13 protein-coding genes and 1 tRNA gene are annotated in these 18695 nt (G+C 44.0%); 1 reads left to right on the top strand and 13 read right to left on the bottom strand.

What is annotated here, in order from left to right:
* Positions 1–21: 21 nt before the first annotated feature.
* From KYJ26_RS03725 to KYJ26_RS03695, 7 genes are all read right to left on the bottom strand, one after another.
* Positions 22–1206 (bottom strand): phosphoglycerate kinase, encoded by a 1185-nt coding sequence (locus KYJ26_RS03725; RefSeq protein ID WP_219166022.1) that lies wholly within the window; start codon positions 1204–1206, stop codon positions 22–24.
* Between the two features lie 182 nt (positions 1207–1388).
* Positions 1389–2396 (bottom strand): type I glyceraldehyde-3-phosphate dehydrogenase, encoded by a 1008-nt coding sequence (gene gap / locus KYJ26_RS03720; RefSeq protein ID WP_044338275.1) that lies wholly within the window; start codon positions 2394–2396, stop codon positions 1389–1391.
* Between the two features lie 56 nt (positions 2397–2452).
* Positions 2453–3469, bottom strand: coding sequence for a sugar-binding transcriptional regulator (locus KYJ26_RS03715; protein WP_219166020.1), 1017 nt, complete (start codon positions 3467–3469; stop codon positions 2453–2455).
* A gap of 147 nt (positions 3470–3616) precedes the next feature.
* Positions 3617–3862 carry a glutaredoxin family protein gene (locus tag KYJ26_RS03710; protein WP_219166018.1) on the bottom strand — a complete coding sequence of 82 codons (246 nt, stop codon included), beginning with the start codon at positions 3860–3862 and terminating at the stop codon, positions 3617–3619.
* Between the two features lie 124 nt (positions 3863–3986).
* Positions 3987–5327 (bottom strand): RNA polymerase factor sigma-54, encoded by a 1341-nt coding sequence (rpoN, locus tag KYJ26_RS03705; RefSeq protein ID WP_219166017.1) that lies wholly within the window; start codon positions 5325–5327, stop codon positions 3987–3989.
* Between the two features lie 398 nt (positions 5328–5725).
* On the bottom strand, positions 5726–6325 hold the full coding sequence (locus tag KYJ26_RS03700) for a 3'-5' exonuclease (RefSeq protein WP_219166016.1): 600 nt from the start codon (positions 6323–6325) through the stop codon (positions 5726–5728).
* A gap of 380 nt (positions 6326–6705) precedes the next feature.
* Positions 6706–6777, bottom strand: a tRNA-Arg gene (locus KYJ26_RS03695).
* Positions 6778–7352: 575 nt separating this feature from the next.
* Between KYJ26_RS03695 and clpP the strand changes: the two genes are divergently transcribed.
* On the top strand, positions 7353–7949 hold the full coding sequence (gene clpP / locus KYJ26_RS03690; protein ID WP_044338279.1) for an ATP-dependent Clp endopeptidase proteolytic subunit ClpP: 597 nt from the start codon (positions 7353–7355) through the stop codon (positions 7947–7949).
* Between the two features lie 96 nt (positions 7950–8045).
* On the opposite strand, the gene KYJ26_RS03685 is transcribed toward clpP, so the two are convergent.
* The 6 genes from KYJ26_RS03685 to KYJ26_RS03660 are packed head-to-tail and all read right to left on the bottom strand — an operon-like array spanning position 8046 to position 18556.
* Positions 8046–10922 (bottom strand): ATP-binding protein, encoded by a 2877-nt coding sequence (locus tag KYJ26_RS03685; protein ID WP_219166014.1) that lies wholly within the window; start codon positions 10920–10922, stop codon positions 8046–8048.
* A complete protein-coding gene (locus KYJ26_RS03680) occupies positions 10906–11280 on the bottom strand; it encodes a response regulator transcription factor (protein WP_219166012.1) in 375 nt (124 codons plus the stop codon). The genes KYJ26_RS03685 and KYJ26_RS03680 overlap by 17 nt, the downstream gene beginning before the upstream one ends.
* Positions 11281–11283: 3 nt before the next feature.
* Positions 11284–14517, bottom strand: coding sequence for a hypothetical protein (locus tag KYJ26_RS03675; protein ID WP_219166010.1), 3234 nt, complete (start codon positions 14515–14517; stop codon positions 11284–11286).
* Positions 14514–15914, bottom strand: a complete 1401-nt coding sequence (locus KYJ26_RS03670) for a glycosyltransferase family 2 protein (protein ID WP_219166008.1) — start codon at positions 15912–15914, stop codon at positions 14514–14516. Before KYJ26_RS03670 ends, KYJ26_RS03675 begins: the two co-directional genes overlap by 4 nt.
* The gene (locus KYJ26_RS03665; protein WP_219166006.1) at positions 15911–16954 is read right to left on the bottom strand and encodes a HEAT repeat domain-containing protein; all 1044 of its coding nucleotides are present in this window, start codon (positions 16952–16954) and stop codon (positions 15911–15913) included. Before KYJ26_RS03665 ends, KYJ26_RS03670 begins: the two co-directional genes overlap by 4 nt.
* A complete protein-coding gene (locus KYJ26_RS03660) occupies positions 16955–18556 on the bottom strand; it encodes a GGDEF domain-containing response regulator (RefSeq protein WP_219166005.1) in 1602 nt (533 codons plus the stop codon).
* Positions 18557–18695: the final 139 nt, after the last annotated feature.

Genomic DNA, 18695 nt, shown 5'->3' with positions numbered 1-18695 from the left:
TGTTGGTCTTTGATGAAGCGATTATTTATCGTTAAGAGCTACGACTCCCGGAAGTTCTTTTCCTTCCATGAACTCGAGTGATGCTCCACCACCTGTAGAAATATGACTCATCTTATCAGCATAGCCAAACTTTTCAACGGCTGCTGCAGAGTCACCGCCACCGATAACAGAATATGTATCTGTTGCATCGGCTAACGCCTCCGCCACGGCTTTTGTTCCGTTTGCAAATGTTTCTAATTCGAATACACCCATCGGTCCGTTCCAGATCACAAGCTTGGAGCTTTTGATTGTATCCTGGAATAGAGCTCTCGTCTTCGGTCCGATATCAAGTGCTTCCCAATCAGAAGGGATGGAATTGATATCCACTTCCTTCGTATTTGCATCATTTGAGAAGTCATCAGCAACGACTACATCAACAGGCATAAGGAATTTAACGCCTTTATCTTCTGCTTTTTTCATGAATTGCTTGGCTAAATCGATTTTATCTTCTTCAAGAAGGGATTTCCCTACTTCATGACCTTGGGCTTTCACAAATGTGTAAGCAAGTCCACCGCCGATGATCAGGTTGTCCACTTTATCTAATAAATTGTCGATGACACCGATTTTGTCTTTTACTTTTGCTCCACCCACGATAGCTGTAAATGGGCGTTCAGGATTAGATAGGGCTTTCCCTAAAACGTCAAGCTCTTTCTCCATCAGAAGGCCTGCTACAGCCGGAAGATGCTTTGCCACTCCTTCAGTGGAAGCATGGGCACGGTGAGCCGCACCGAATGCGTCATTGACATAAAGGTCTGCTAACGCTGCAAATTCCTTCGCAAGTTCAGGATCATTCTTTGTTTCTCCAGGGTAGAATCGTACGTTTTCCAGTACAAGAACATCCCCTTCAGACATGTCACTGATCTTGGATTGAACAGCTTCTCCATACGCTTCATCTGCTTTGGCAACATTTTTACCAAGAAGTTCAGAAAGTCTTTCAGCTACTGGCGTTAAACGCAGTTCTTCCACCACTTCACCTTTAGGACGGCCTAAGTGACTAGCGAGAATGACCTTTGCTCCGCCATCCACTAAATACTTAATAGTAGGAAGAGCAGCTTGGATACGTGTTTCGTCTGTAATCTTGCCTTCGGACATCGGTACGTTAAAGTCTACACGGCAAAATACGCGTTTCCCTCTTACATCGACATCTTTGATCGACTTTTTGTTCATCGTAAAGGCCTCCTTTGAATTTCAATTTCTACTCTTTTTTTCAAAAAAATAGAAACAACAATAAGAAAAGGGAGAGGGGAATCTTCCCCGCTCCCCTTCATCACATCTTCATTATAGATGGTGGGACAAAATTTATCCATCAATCACCATGCTAATGATGTCAATTTACAAAACTTTAAGGATTAAAGTCCTTTAGAAGCGATGTAACCAGCTAGGTCTACTACACGGTTAGAGTATCCGCTCTCGTTATCGTACCAAGAGATCACTTTTACCATGTTGTCTTCTAGAACCATTGTAGAAAGTGCATCGATTGTAGAAGAAGCCGGGCTTCCGTTGTAGTCAGTTGATACTAAAGGCTCTTCGCTGTAAGCAAGGATTCCTTTAAGATCGCCTTCAGCAGCTTCTTTAAGAGCTGCATTAACATCTTCAGCTGTAACGTTCTTATCAAGTTCAGCAACTAAGTCTACTAGAGAAACGTTTGGAGTTGGAACACGAACCGCTCCACCGTTCAGTTTCCCTTTAAGCTCAGGAAGAACAAGAGATACAGCTTTCGCAGCACCTGTAGTTGTTGGAATCATGTTCTCAGCAGCTGCACGTGCACGACGGTAATCTTTATGTGGTAAGTCTAAGATTTGTTGGTCGTTTGTATAAGAGTGGATTGTTGTCATCATTCCACGCTTGATTCCGAACTTGTCGTTAAGAACTTTCGCGAATGGCGCTAAGCAGTTTGTTGTACAAGATGCGTTAGAGATAACGTCGTGGCTAGCCGCGTCGTATTTATCTTCGTTAACACCCATAACCACTGTGATGTCTTCATCAGATGCAGGAGCAGAGATGATTACTTTCTTCGCACCAGCTTCGATGTGTTTCGCAGCGTCAGCACGCTTTGTGAAACGTCCAGTAGATTCAACAACGATATCTACACCAAGATCTCCCCAACCAAGTTGAGCAGGATCGCGCTCAGCCAATACTTTTACTTTCTTACCGCCAACTACAAGGTAGTCACCGTCAACAGTTACTTTCTCTTGAAGAGTTCCGTGAACTGTATCATATTGTAAAAGGTGAGCAAGCATGTTTGCATCAGTTAAGTCATTAACCGCTACTACCTCTACGTCGTTATTTTTAAGTGCTGCACGGAATACATTACGTCCGATACGTCCAAATCCGTTAATACCAATTTTAGTTGCCATGAATAACTTCCTCCTTTAGATAGTTAAGGATGATTTTTTTTATATTTCAAAAGGGCTTACCCTTTTAAAAGCGATCTCGCTGCTCCTTCATCCGTGATGAGCACGGTTTTATGGGGAGCACTCTTCATATACGCCCGAATCGCTTTCGCCTTCGAGCTGCCGCCGGCGACGGCAATAACATGTTCGATGTGACTTAAATCTTCAAGTTGCAGGCCGATCGTTGGCACCTTATGTACCACTTCACCCGCTTCGTCAAAATAATAACCAAACGCTTCCCCGACAGCATGACCCCCGGTGATCTTCTCAAAATCCTCTTCCGTGGTCTTCCGTCTTTCTGCCATTGTGATAGCATCTCCAATTCCATGGAGAACCATGTTAGCCGATTTGATCAAATTGAGTACCTCTTTGATCATCGGTTCTTTCAAGAAGGATTTGTATACTTCTTTACTAACCTGATCCGGCACATATAAAACACGATGTCGCGTTCCCGTATGTTCGGCCATCTTGGCACAGATGGTATTGGCCTGGTTCTTGACATCCTCCCCAATTCCACCCCGAGCAGGAACAAACAAGGTATCATCAGAGAAATCGGGTAGCCGTTCTGCTACGGCTGCCATCGTCGAACCCCCAGTCACAGCGATGATAGTATTTCCCTTAAGTCGGCGTTTCATACTAGAAGCTGTTGCACGCCCTAATTCTTCTTTTACCCAAGGTGACTCATCACTATTCCCCGGAACGATTACAATTTCATGAAGATTAAGTAACGATTTTAATTCCTGTTCCATAACGTTGATTCCTGATATCTCCCTCATCATGCTTTCAAGGTTTTCTAAAAGCTCTAAACCATCCGCCGTCATAATCATGCCAGAGGTTTTGATATCAATGAGATCTTGATTGTTCAGGAACTCCACTTCGCTTCTCAGAACACGTTCGGTCAGGCCCATATTCTGAGCAAGACTTCTGCGTCCGACAGGCTGCATGAACCGGATGGAACGAAGAATTTGATGCCTTTTTTGCATAACTTCAAGCAGGTCAGGTAATAATCGCTTTTGTATGTCAATTAATGATTCCATGATAAAAGCTCCTTCAAATGGAGTGATCAGCGTGTTGGACTTTAAAGGTCCCACATAGACATATTATGTCCCACTACCTCCAAAAAAAATTCATCCCTGCTTTCAAGACTTATTTTATCAGGGTATGAATCGTAATTCAACTAGAAACTATCGGGTTTTTTCATGTAAACGCTTGCTAAGCGTAAAATAATCAATTTGCCCATATTGAAGGATCTCCCCGTCTAATTCAACGACCGGAATCATCAGTCCAAATCGTTCGGTCAGATCATCACTTTCCGCGATATCCTTCTCAAGGATTTCAAAGTTCAGTTCACCCTGGAGGAGCTTTAAGGTGATTTTCGCGTCTTCGCATAGTCCGCATTGTGAGCGTGTATAGAATATGACTGGTTTCATTTTATTGCCTCGCTTTGTTGGGTTGTAGGTAGCATCAGTTCGATTGTTATCTTGTACCTGGTACAAGATGATTGATTTGTACCAGGTACAGAATGGCTAAGGTGTACCTGGTACAAATTCATTTCTATTCATACCGCTTCCTCAACGTCGAAGAAGCAATCCCTAATTGATCCCGGTATTTGGCGATCGTCCTTCTCGAAACATCAAATCCTTTATCCATTAATAGATGAACAATCTTCTGATCCGATAATGGCTTTTTCTTATCTTCTTCTTCTATCAGCTTTTGAAGCTCGTTTTTCACCGTCCGTGCTGAGGCCGCTTCGGAATCCTCGAGCCTGACCGATTTAATCGCCGAGGTAAAGAAATACTTCAATTCAAAGATTCCATATGGGGTTTGCATATACTTTCCTTTCACGGCACGGCTTATAGTAGATTCATGAACATCGATTTCATCCGCCACCTGCTTCAAGGTCAACGGCTGGATAAAGGAAGGCCCTTGAAGGAAAAAGTCCTTCTGCTTTTCAGCAAGCATCCTCCCTACCTTCAGGATCGTCTGCTTCCGCTGACGCAGGCTTTGCAGCAGCCACTGAAAATCCTGCTCCTTTTCCTGAAGATAGGACCGGACTTCCTGATCCGGATGATCCTTTAAGAATTCTGTGTACTCTTCATTATATGTGACGTTAACCGTTGTACCATCATATAGGGATACAGCCACGGTATGTCCGTCGATCACGTTCACAACAAGCTCCGGAATAATGTATTCAGCTATATGCTGCGAATATTTCGATCCCGGTCTTGGATTGCACTGCTGGATGAAGTCTGCCACCTTCTGGATGTCTTTCAGCTCAACCGACAGACCCTTTGCAATGGCCTTCCATTTCTTTTCGGCAAAGTTTTGGAAATGGTTGTCTACAACCATCGTAACCAGAGTGGGAACATCGGCTTTTCGCTGCAACTGAAGGGAAATGCATTCCTGAAGGGATCTCGCCCCTATCCCGGCAGGTTCTAATTCCTGTAGCCTATTAATATAGTTTTCAAGTTGAATCCTTTCCAGACCATGCTTTTGTATGAAGGAGTCTTCATCCACTCTTAAATATCCATTGTCATCCAGGCTGTATATTAACTCTTCCATTACCTTTCGATCTAAGGAAGTAAGCGATTTCAAATTCATCTGAACGGATAACGCATCCGCAAGCGTTCTCTTTGGGATGGATACATACTCATACCAATCCACTGGATTTTCACGATGTCCGGCGCTTCGTTTATACGAGTAAGGTTCTCTTTGATGAAGGGGATCTTGTTTAGGCGGTTCTAATTGTATAAGGGGATTCTCTAATTGCTTAGCTTCTAGATAAGCATTCAATTCCATCGTAGAATATTGGAGGATGGTGATGGCTTGAGAAAGCTGTTGTGTCATTTGAAGTTTTAGTTGTTGATTTTGAAATAGTCCTGCTTTCAAATTCATGATTACTAACCTCCCATTTATCTATTCTACAATAAAATCGGTTGTTCGTTAATGGGAATTCGTTGGTAGTTGGTGGGTTTGTACTATATATATGATTTATTCCTTAAAAACTTTACGGAGAGAGTAGTGGTTGATTTCCGCTGCAGGTGCTCGCTTTCCGCGGGGCGGGCGGTGAGCCTCCTCGGCTTCGACTGTGGGGTCTCACCTGTCCCGCGTTTCCCTCAGGAGTCGAGCACCTGCAGCTCTAATCAACTGTCGTGGTGTGGGTGTTCTCCATCCATCACAACATCATTCTCTTAAATTTTTGTTCAATAGAATAAAAAGCTACTAATGAAAAAGACACAGGAGGATGCCTCAATTGAACATCACTATAAGATAGAGGTTCTCGGAAAGTTGAGTTATTTAGCGGATTTACTTACTAATGAAGAGCGATAGATGCCTTCGGATATTTCTCCAGGTTTAATTCGAGTTTTATTGTAGAGAGAATCAAAGTCTGTAATCTTGTACTCTTCTGCTAACTTTAGCATTATTTGAGCGCATGCTTTAGCATCATCTGCAGCATGATGGTGATTATCTAATTGTATTCCAAAATAAGCACAAAGAGATGATAGCTGGTAGGCAGGAAGACCCTTCACCATCTTTCTGGACATTTGATATGTGCAGAGAAATTGGTTGTATACGGGCTTCATTTCATAACGAGCTAAATTATCCCTCAAAGCGTATCCATCGAAGGAAAGATTATGAGCAATCATTAACTTATTCTCTATTTTGTCCTTAATAGAATGATAGAAAGCATCGAACGTCATCGCACCTTCAACATCTTGTGGTTGAATTCCATGTATTCTGATATTAAAATAGTCAAATTTCTCTTCTGGATCGATTAATTGATAAATCGAATCGACAATTTCTCCATTTTCTACAAATACCATTCCGACTGAGCATATACTGTGTCTTGCACGATTAGCCGTTTCAAAGTCAAAAGCTATAAAATCCTTCATACGAAGCCACCATCCCGGTTTAAGATTTGTTCTTCTTTGCTATATCAACGAGTTTCCTTTTCACTGTGTATGACTCAAATTCATATAGGAAATTGATCCACACTTCTTCAAAATAAGAATATAATATAATTATACAATATATAAAATTGTAAAATAATCGTTTTATATTTTCTTGACCACTAGATACCACTTGAAAGTAGTAAGGGTGTTTTTCTATGTATGATGGAAATCTCCATTACTATGAGAACAAGGAACTTTAAGTACGCCAAGTATATTTCGTGGTATTTCCTTTCATAAATACCCTTATTCTCAGGAACGAAAAAAGGTGCCTCCACAAATTAAAAACTTGTAGAAACACCTTCACATCACTCTTTCAACTACGCCCTCGGAGGGAATCGAACCCCCATTTTAAGAACCGGAATCTTACGTGCTATCCGTTGCACCACGAGGGCAAGAAATGAATAACCGTCACGAATATATATTATAAGGTAGAAATTGCTTGTTTGCAATAGATATTCTGGTTTATGTCTTTTTTAGATTATCCATTAATATCTTTTAAAAAGTGAAGTGGGAATTTATTTGTAATTAGTGAACCCTAACAGGATCTGTTTCACTCTTTATCTAGCCTATTAAAGAGCCACAGAGTGGATTGCAGCGGAAGGCACTTGACTCCTGCGGGAAAAGCGGGAATGTTGAGACCCCACAGGGCAAAGCCCGAGGAGGCTCAACTCACGCCCCGCGGAAAGCAAGTGCCTGCAGCGGAAAGGAACGGTCTTCGTTCTACCTCTATACTTTTTCGAAGTTATCCAAACTAGAACTAAACTGACCCACTCACTTAAACAACAAACTTTGCAAATTGAGTTCCGTTTAAAAAAGGAATGAATGGGTATCATGTAGAAAGGATTTATATACAGGATAATAAAGGAATCGTTTAGTTTGACCTTTATTGACCATGGGTGTATGATAACAGTACAAAGTGAATAAGTAATTCTAACAAATAAAAAAGGATTTCTAAGGAGGAACGAGGATGAATTTAATTCCTACAGTAATTGAACAAACAAACCGCGGTGAACGTGCCTATGACATTTATTCACGTTTATTGAAAGACCGTGTCATCATGCTTGGAAGCGGAATCGATGACAATGTGGCGAACTCCATTGTAGCACAGCTACTATTCCTTGAATCTGAAAACCCGGAGAAGGATATTTCAATCTACATAAACTCTCCTGGCGGAAGCATCACAGCTGGTATGGCCATCTATGATACGATCCAATACATCAAGCCTGATGTCCAAACAATCTGTATCGGTATGGCGGCTTCAATGGGTGCGTTCCTTCTTGCAGCAGGTGCAAAAGGCAAGCGTTTAGCCCTTCCAAATGCTGAAGTCATGATTCACCAACCACTTGGTGGAGCTCAAGGTCAGGCGACTGAAATCGAAATCGCTGCGAAGCGTATTCTATTCCTTCGTGAGAAACTAAACCAAATCCTGGCTGATCGCACTGGTCAACCACTTGAAGTGATTTCAAAAGATACGGATCGCGATAACTTCATGACAGCGGAAAGAGCGCTTGAATATGGTTTGATCGACCGCATCATCACTCGTAACGAAATGAACAATAAATAAGTACTTTAAAGCCCTTCGCGACTGGTCGCGAAGGGCTTTTTTTGGCAATCAACACTAAATAAAGAAGAGGCTTCTTTCGATGGAAGCCTCCCTCTTTTATGTTTCTCCTGACTTTTTCTCACAAACAGGCACCAAGATTTCACCGTTCATCCCTTTTTTCAATAAAAGGTGCAGGATGGTTTTGGATAGTCTGCTTGGATGATAAGGTTTCACAAGATAGTCATTGGCTCCCAATGTGAGTCCTTTTTCTTTCTCATCCAAAGCCGAGGATACGATGATCGGTACTTGGGAAAGATGTTCATCCCCTTTCATCTCCTCCAGGACGTCCCATCCGGACATGCTTCCTTCAAGCATGATATCCAGAACGACGGCATCCGGCTTTTCATCCTTCATTTTGGTCAAAGCTTCGCTTCCCGAGGGGGTATGCTGCACCTTGAAGCCACTGTCGGAAAGTTCGGCTTTGAGTAAAGATGCCAGATTGATGTCATCTTCAATGACGATGATATACATTCCATCGCCGCCATGCTCATCGTCTTTGAAGGTTTCAATCGTCACGATCGGCAGGCGGATGGTGAACACACTGCCTTTTCCTTCCTCGGATGTCACCGTGATTTCCCCTTCATGGGTTTCAATGATTTCCTTTACGATTGTCAGACCCAATCCGGTACCGCCAATTCTTCTCTGATCGGAATTATCGACCCGATAGAACTTGGTAAACAGGTTTGGAATGGCTTCCTGAGGAATGCCAAGACCTTCATCACGGATCTCAATGCTGATGCATTCGTCCCCTTCACGGAACATGACGGTGATGGTTCCTCCGTCAGGTGAGTACTTGATGGCATTGCTGATTAAATTGGTAAATGCCTGGGCAAGCTTATCCCGATCACCAAGGACGATTGTACAGTCCGTTTCCCTGGCAATGTTAAAGGAATGATGGGGAGCATTCACCTTCTGTGTATCAATCACCTGCTGCATGATCGGTACGACATCCTCGAATTTCCTCTCGAAGGTCTGGCGTCCCGATTCCATACGCTGGACATCCAGGAAGTCATTGATAAGTGACGTCAGCCTCTTCGCTTCCTGGTAGATTGTCGTTAAGTATTTCTTTGTTCTTTCCGGTTTTAGATCTTTTGTCAGCATCAATTCCGTAAAGCCCAGCACGCTTGACAGTGGAGTGCGGAGTTCATGACTGACCGTACTCACAAACTCTGATTTCATTTGATCGACTTCGAATTCTTTCGTGATATTGCGGTGAACGAAGATCGTGCCGATTTGATCTTCTCCCCGATAGAGAGATTCGGAGTATACTTGGAAAACTTCTTTGCTGTCTGCCAGGTGGTAGGTAAGAAGATGTTTTCCGGTCTTTCCTTTTTTCACAATCTCTTCGTAATACTCCTCGAGCTTTTCTTTATCTTCAACCCGGTTGATCAGTGCCTTTTTCCAGGTCTGGTAGCACACCTGATGAAGGTTATCAAATTCACCTGAAATCAAAGCAGATAACTTCGTATTCATTAATAGGGTATTACCATCTTTATCAATGAGCTGAATGCCTTCTTGAATATTATTAAGAATATCTTGTGTTAGTTGGCGGTTATCCTCGGTTTCTTCAAATAACCTGATTTTCTGCAAAGAGATGGATATTTGTTTTGCCAGGCTAACATACTCACCCAGTTCCTGCTTATTGAAATCATTTCCGAAGCGGCTGAATACCATGATGGCTTCCACTTCATGATCAGCTGAAAGGACAGGCAGAAATAAGTCATATGAGTACAGCACTTCTTCGTGATACCCCTTCTCTGATGGTGTCATTTCCCTTTTGAGGGAGAAGGGCTCTCTTGAATCAAATAATCGCTGATGGATTCCGTTATAGATATACGCCAGGAACTGTGCTGCTCCATTTTGGGATATTCCAAACGACGCATTGGACTTTTGTTCATCCATAAGGACAATCATCCCACGGGAGGCGCCGATCACGTGACTCATGCTTTTGACGATGCTCTCTAGTACCTCTTGCTTGTTCAGGGAGCTTGATATACCATGTATGAATTCGTTTCTGCGCTCCAGCTGTGCCTCCCTGTTCTTCGTCATATTCAGGAGGTGCTCAAGCTCAGATTGCTGCGATTCCAGCTCATCCTGCTGCGCCTGCAGTTCTTCATTCTGGGCAAGGAGATGCTCTTCCTTCTCCTGGATTTTATAGATCATCTTTTCGAAGGCCCGTGACATCTTACCGATTTCATCTTTTCGTTTATTGTTAAAGTTCCAATTCTGGTATGCATCGCTCTCTGCAATTTGCTCTGCTGCAGAAGCCACTTGATCGAGAGGCTGACCGATTTGCTTGGCGATCATTCTCATTAACCTCATCAGAACGAGAAGCATCAGAAAGATAAAGACAATGAACGCTGTCTGACTTAGAGACTCTTTTCGTTTCACCTCATCATAAGCATTTCGTTTACTTTGTTCAATAGAGTCTGCATACCCGTTCAGCTGGGTCTGGAATGTTTCGATCGTGGCTGTGGCACCACTCGCAGAAGCCTCTTTTACAGCCTCTATATCGCCCTTTTCAAAACTCTCAATGACAGGTGGGACCATTTCCTTAAAATAGAGGTCGGAAAACTCCTCCACATCTTTCACGAAGAGGAGATCTTCAGGTTCCGTTTGCAATGCCTTTAGCTTTGTCAACGTGTCATTCACTTTTTTCTCTTGATTAAAGATACTTTCTTTGAATTCCTTTCTGTCGAAGGCTAGATATCCCCTCGCATCAAAGAATGCCTTTTGAAAATCTCTATCCAATTGTTCAGCTACGTCTTCTTTCTGGTTAAGCCGGTCTCTTTGTACCTGATAGTCATTGGCAATCGTCTGATCATATACGTACAGAAATGCCGCCCCGATGAAAAAGATGACAATAAAGCCGCTCATCAACCCGATGAACTGATTTCGTAAACTTGTTTGAAAAAACTCATTGATCTTCTTCATTCAAAATGTCCTCGATCCGCTGAACAAGCTCTGCCGGACTGTACGGTTTCGCAATGAAATAGTCGGCACCCGACTTCAGAACAAGATCTTTATCCGTCTGCTGGCTCTTCGCAGACACCATCATGATCTTTACCGTGCTTTTACCAGGTGAATTTCTCACCCTTTTGATGACTTCCAAACCAGTCAACAGAGGCATCATATAATCCAGGAGTATGAGGTCGTACTCATTTTCCATGATGTGATCGATCGCTTCCTGACCGTCGGCGGCTTCATCCAGCTCATGCCCCTCGTCTTCCAGTGTGTCCACCATCAACATCCGAAGAACTTCTTCATCTTCCGCAATCAATATTCTCGCCATGTGTTATTCCCCTTCTTTCTCAAAAGCTTTCTTCATTTCGTAGTAGGACTGCTTCAACCTCTCATGGGAGGTCGGCTGGTCCCATGTTTCCCATTTGTATGGATAAAACCCTGCAGGATCGATGAACCCATCTTCTTTTCGTTCAGGGTATGAGAATACTTTTTCTCCATCGGTTTCATATAGACCGATTTTGATAGAATCAAGGGTAATGGAACTTTGGATCCCTTTTTCTGACCATATATCCCCCATTGCTTCTTTCAGGCTTGGATCCTTGATATTCAGCAGCTGCCAAGGTATACGGATTTCATATCGCCCCTTTGAGGAGTCGACACTGATATCCGTCAAGGAATCATATGCTTCATCCTGGGGATTTGAAGTACCGAACTGGAGAACACCGGTTTCATAGGATTGAAACGGAATGTTTTCTCCTTCAACGTCCAATGATTTGTTCAGTGTCAGCCGAATCGGGTGGTATTTGCCGTTATCTTTCACTTTGGCATATGTCTCTTCCTCGATCATGTCGAGAACGTGTCCGTAGTGATAGTAATGAGTATCGTAATAGCTGTCGATCCACAACCGTGCTTCTTTGGTCCCCTTAATATGCAGTGCAAAATCCACACCTTTTGTAGATACGTCTTTTACATCAGGCAGCGTGGACTGTCCTTGATTCCCAATCGTATCAAAGAGCAGATACGTGTCTTCCCCTTCGTCTATAGGATCAGAATCTACACGAACATATACAAAACGCTCATCGCTCGTTACATACATGCTGTGTCCGTCTTTTTGGAAAGCCGGTTGGATTCCATTGAAGGACCAGTCTTCCCCTCGCCCATCCACATGGATCATACTGCTTTTACGAACCCCAGGGTCGAAGCTGACCATTCCAAACTGCTGCTCATTCGTCTGGGCATTTTGCCAGAACGGACGTCTGTCCGGGTTGTCATAGTCCATCGTATTCCATGTTCGTTTGAACCACTCATCCTGCCAGGCGAACACCATTCCACCCGCCATTTTTTCTTCCACGATATCCTCGAATAATTTGCGGTCGATTTCGCCCTGCTCTTTTTCTGAGTGATGGCCCTGGTCCATGCCGTAGACGTTTTTATGTGTCATCCCCCTGGATCCCGGGACTCCGAATTCCGCTACTACTAAAGGCATGGAGTGAGCTTTTTTCATATCATTCAGATAGCCGGCATAGTTGTTTTTTTCTCCCCGTTGATCAATATAGTCGACATATCTCTGCTCGTAATTCAGAAAATCCGGGTAATACGGATAGATATGATAGGAAGCGAATAAACCTGTTTTCAATTTATCCGTTCCCTTCATGACGTTCGGATCAACAGACACCATGTCTTCCTTCTCCAGCGGTTCACTTGGATGTTCCAATAGATCAGTCGTGACCCAGTTCGTAAAGCTCACCGGTCTTTGCCACTGATACGTATCGGTTTCATACTTGACTCCTTCATTCATTCGTTGGGTCAGCCAGATCTCGAATGGCTGTGCCTTTTCGGTTCCGATGTATTCGCCCTTGAAGTCCTGGAGTCCTTTATGCTTTTCATTTGTTGCAAGGACCACTTCGGGATCCCACTCGACTCCGAAGATCCAGCCAAGAACGTAAGGGGATATATCGTAGGTGTATGATCCCGATGCATGCCCTTTCCGCTCCGGTATTTCAGCGTTCCCATGGACGAGATCGATGGTCTTTTTGATTTCAGACGCAAATTCGTCCGTGTTCTCTTTTGCAAAGGCATCCTCAGACCTTAGGAAAATCTCTTCATTCACCCATACCCCGTGGAATAAGTACAGAGGCTCATCCGCCATCTGATTATATTCGTAGAAGGCTTCATAAAATTCCGGGGGATGGATGGTGTAAATCCGGAGGGCATTGGCATTCATCGCCCCGATTTGTTTGAACCATCTCAGATATTCTTCCTTCGAGATGGCCGTTTCTCCTGGAAATGAACCGGGTTTCGCAATGCCCATGTTCACCCCTTTTATGAGGATGTCTTCCCACTTTCCGTCCTTATTCACCTGAATATAATCTCCGCCTGTTTTCCCTCCGAGCTTCAGACCATCTTCATTTGTTATTTCTACGGTTTCCTTCTTCTTCGTGGCATCATCCTTTTGGATATCCTTCAAGATAGCCGTCATCATCGGAGTGTAGGCTTTCCAGTAAAATTGGGATGAATCATCCGGTTTCGATGATCCCGTCCACTTTCTCCAGGATGAGAACCCGACCGTTTGATAAAGACCCGGCACATCTGCCTGATCCGCATAATCCCCGCTAAAATAGTAGGTGTCGTATTGTCGGTTCTGTCCGTGGACGACAGCCGGGAACGTCACCGGCAGGTTCAAGGCTTTCATGGTATCCTTCCCGCTCTTTGATAAAGACAGCGTGTAGTCAGCCACGACATCATCGGGATTGATCGCTTCCACAATATCAAACCAATAGGAATAAGGGGTGCTGATTTTTTCACCGATCAACTTTTCACCATTAGGAGTAGTGGAAAAAACCACTCCCTTATCCCCGATGTCTTCCTTATCCAGTACGACGAGACGATCATTTTCGTCCACCAGTACATAGCCTGGACCTTTGAAGTTATAGGCCGCTTCATACTGTTTTTCATAATTATCCCTCACCCACTGAGGCACTTCACTGTTTTCCAGTTCAGGGAAATACCTTCCGATCCATCCGGACCACTCCAAATTGAAAAGGGAATAGAATTTCTTGCGCGTTGCTTCCTCAGTAGGCTGCGCCATGGAATTGAACTCGGCGATCAATGTTTTTCCATCCTTCACCGCCATGTCTTTCAGTGCGTCCATATCCTGGTCGGTCAAGCCTCCATAAAGCTTGGTGGACCGCTTGCCTGATACATTTTTATTGTGGAACTCTTCTTCATAAACCCCATACGTATCGGCTATGTAGACCGCATCATATTGGTCTGTGGATGAAGGGATATTTTTTATATTGTAGGTTTGGTCCTTTTTCGGCACAAATCCTATATAGTCTTCCTTCAGGTTGTACCTTTCCCCATTGGATTGAACATATTTCTGTTGATTCAAGAGCCACATTAGCCCCTTATGTTCCCTGTATGTCGTATCAGGTACTGTTTTATCGATGATCAACAGATCCAAATCTTTATCTCCCTTCACCTGCCAAAGCCAAAACGGGGCAGAGATCAAGAGCACAATACCGACGATGAACAAAACAAACCAATAAGATTTCAGCTTCCTCATTTTGAAACTCCTTTTCTCGCCATCTCTCCCCAGCCTCTCTTTTTGCGCAGCACGTCAAGAATCCCTTCGCAACGCCAGAGAACGGTCAATGGACGATACCATAACGTCTCGGTCAATGAATAAGCAAAGAGCCGTCCGATATCGGATGCTCTTGGGAACTTTCTGACAGACCATTCTTCAAGGAGGACGGCTGCCATGGACAATACCGATCCATAGAGGATGGATAACAAGAATAATAGAATGGCAAATTCCAGGTAAACGCCGCCCAGGAAGATGGAGAAGATCATGATGACGTATCCCATCAATTCAACGACCGGTCCCAGGAATTCAATGATTAAGAAATAAGGCATGGACACCATCCCGATCGACCCATACTTCGGGTTGAACAGGAGTTTACGGTGGATCCAGAGGCTTTCAAATAGTCCCCGATGCCATCTGCTGCGTTGACGTCGTAGGTATTTCAGGGATTCAGGTGCTTCCGTCCAGCTTACGGGATCGGGAACATAGACGATTTTTTTATCCACCTTTTGCTCCTTTACATACCGGTGAAGCCTGACAACAAGCTCCATGTCTTCCCCCACAGTATGGGAGTATCCACCGGCATCGACGACCCAGCGCTTTGAGAAGACACCGAATGCACCGGAAACGATCAATAACAGATTATGCCTGCTCAAGCCGATCCTGCCCATTAAGAACGCCCTTAAGTATTCGATTACCTGCATGACGACAAGGGGAGAACGGGACAAACCTACCTTTACAATTTCCCCGCTTTCAATTTCACAGCCGTTGGCAATCCGGATGCTTCCACCCGACGCGATGACTTCCCCGTCGGATTCGACGATCGGTTTCATCACTTTCAGGAAAGCCGTTCTTTCAAGCACTGAGTCTCCATCGATGGAACAGAAGTATGGAAAGTTCGAGACGTTGATCCCGGCATTCAAGGCGTCGGCCTTCCCCCCGTTTTCCTTATCGATGACCAGAAGGTTTTTATATAGTTTTGACTGATACACACCCCTCACCTGTTTTGTGTCCAGCTGCTGACGGATGACCCACTTGATTTTCACCAGTTGAAACGTCTCAATGAGCTTTTCCAGTGAATCATCGGTGGAACCGTCGTTAATGATAATGATTTCGTATTCAGGATACTCGATACTAAGGAGTGATCTCACCGTTGCCATGATTCCCACTGACTCATTGTAAGCCGGGACCAATATGGACACAGGCTTGGTTTGATGCAGATGCATCAGCTCCTCGTACGGTTCCCATTCATCCAGGCCATATGTTTTCCTTAATTGAAACAGGGAAATGACGAGGAGAATCGTATAAAAGGAGATAACGAGAATCATATAAACAAGCACGAACCACCCAATGATCATCATGATACTTCCCATACTCATGAAACCGCCCCCCTTTCAAGCCACTGCGCTGCCATATCCCTTGCGTATCCATCTTCTGCATGGACAGCCATTTCTCCCAGCACACTTTTGCCATTCTCAAGACGCAGTAGAGATTGCGCGGCTTGGGACCGAACATAGAAGGACGGGTCGCTCATAAGTTCCTGTAAATATGGACTTAGCTCAGGGGAACGGATATACTCGCATGCTTTAATGGCCATCAACCGTTCCTGCCAAGACTCAGCCCGCAAATGAATGGAGAGCGTCGGTATATCAAGATAGTACTCCATCCCCACCACGGCCTTTAACGCTCGGATCCTCAGCTCAGTGGAGTCATTGGTCAATAATCGCTGCAGAAAAGCAATATGTTCCATTCTATTCTTCACCCCGATTGAATCGATGAGGGCATATTTCATCACGTCGGGCAGTTCGTCAAAGGCTTGGACCAATGGCTGGAACTGACCTTTTCCGAATGACTGAAACAGCAGGCTGTACTCAAATTCCGTCAACTCATGCAACGTGTCTGTCAATCGTGGAAGAAGGTCCCGATCATTGAAGAGCACATCTATTTTCAATAACTGAATTTCTTCCGATTTACTCATGGATCCCGATTCCCGGAGTTCCCTCAACGGCTCTTTCATACTGCTCATTCTGAAATCCTGTATCCAGTAAAGAGCATTCATCCGGATACTCCACCTTCTGTGCTGTAACTGCGACAGAATGAACGGTTGAAGATGGTCTTCTGCAAATTCTTGTACCCTCTTGAGGATGTCTGGTGAGGAAAGAACCTTTGAAAAGCCGGCCAACAGCTCCACCAATGCCCGGGTTTGGAGGGGGGAGCTGTTCAGAAATCTCTTATCCTCGATGCCTTCATGTAAAAGTTGAAAAAGAGCTAATTGATATTCTTCTTTATACTTCTCTATCTTCGTCCGATTCTTATTGTCCATCATCTTCTTTATCATTAAATATAGGCAAAGGCCCGTCAACACAACCAGCAAACCGACCAGCACAATAGAAAAATAAAAAATTTCCTTTGAAAACAATTACCTCATCCTTCTCAGCATTTGACCTAAACGGGCCTCGAGCTCTAATAATTTGAAAGGCTTTGTCATATAATCATCCGCCCCTAGTTGAAGGGATCTGGAAATGTCCTTTTCACTCTTCCGCGAAGTCAGCATAAGAACTTTGTACCGGTCCGAATCACTTCTTGAACGAATGCGTTCCAATACTTCCAGGCCATCCATCTTCGGCATCACCCCGTCTAATATGACAAGACAAGGGTGTGAGACATGCCAGTCAGACCCAACAAAGGCTGCCCCATCGTTGAATGTCTGGATGTCATACTGAATATGGGTATCTCCCGGCAGCTTCGAAACGATATCCTTCATCACCGTCCGGATGATCGGATCATCATCCACAATGGCGATCTTTATCATTTTATGAGGGATGTTATCACTTGATTTCCTATCGATCTTCACGTTGTTCCTGCCGTTTCCCTTCGCCTCATAAAGGGCATGATCGGCAAGCTTTAGCCATGTATCAAAGGGCTTCGTCGGATCAGCGATTTCCGCCACACCTGCAGAGAAGGAACAGGAAAATTCCTCTTCTGCCTGAAACATTACTTGATTGAACCCTTTACGTATATCATCGACCAATTCGAACGCTTCTTTTACAGATGTAGAAGGGAAAATGATGACAAATTCTTCCCCACCAAACCGAAAGACCGTATCCTGGATCCTCGTTTCGGACTTCAAGTGTGAAGCGAATTTCTTCAGCACCAGGTCCCCCACCAGATGTCCGTACCGATCGTTCACTCCTTTGAAATGGTCGAGGTCGAGGACCGCCACAGAATAAGAGTCCCCTCTGCGTGCCCAATCACTTTGCAGTTGGGCATACGCCTGCCCAAGATATTTACGGTTATACACCAGTGTGAGTTCATCGATCAGCACAAGCTCTTCCATCTGTTTCTTTCGCTCCATCTGCCTTTTCACACGTACAATGAACTCTTCCAGGTCAAAGGGTTTGGCGATAAAATCATCGGCCCCCATCTGATAGCTTTTTATACGGACTTCCTTACTGTTTTCCGCACTCACCATCACCGTAGGAATGAACTGCTGCTTCAGCTTTTTCTTAAAAAAGTCCAGTACTTCGAATCCATTCGTCCCGTCCATATAAATATCAATGATGGCACAGTCCGGCTTTACGTCGTAGTAGGACATGACCGCCTTATCCGGATTGGCGATGGGGACGACATACCATCCTATTTTCTCAAGTTCTTCCTTCATGTACATAAGGAAAGATGTGTCATCATCGATGAGCAGCAAGACAGGTTCTTCGCCGGTCCTCGTTTGCTTTCCAGGAAATACTTCCGTGGACTCCTCTTCATATTGATAACAGAATTGAATGATATCAAACAGTTCTTCCTTCACTTCTGAAATCGTCCATATCCGTTCTTCCTTTTCTTCATATTGACCCATCAATTCACGGGCCCTATCCCCGATTTTATGTAATCCAAGCACCGAGGCCGATCCAGCCATGGAGTGGATGAATCGGTATACTTCTTCATGAGGGATGGACATTGCTGCCTCCCACTCTTGTAATTTCTTTCGTACATTATTAAAGAAATGCTTTGTGTATTTTTCCATTCGGCATCGTCTTCCTTTATCGTAAACTTCTAAATGATTTATCTTTTAAATGCACCCAAAAATGATTCCAAACTTATTTAATTATACTCTCGTGTTCTCCAGTTTAATAGCTGCGTTTTGGAAATATTATGTGACTTTT

The organism is Rossellomorea orangium (assembly GCF_019334305.1).
Lineage (GTDB): Bacteria > Bacillota > Bacilli > Bacillales > Bacillaceae_B > Rossellomorea.
The sequence above is the reverse complement of the archived record's forward strand: the minus strand, read 5'-3'. Positions and strand labels throughout refer to the sequence as shown.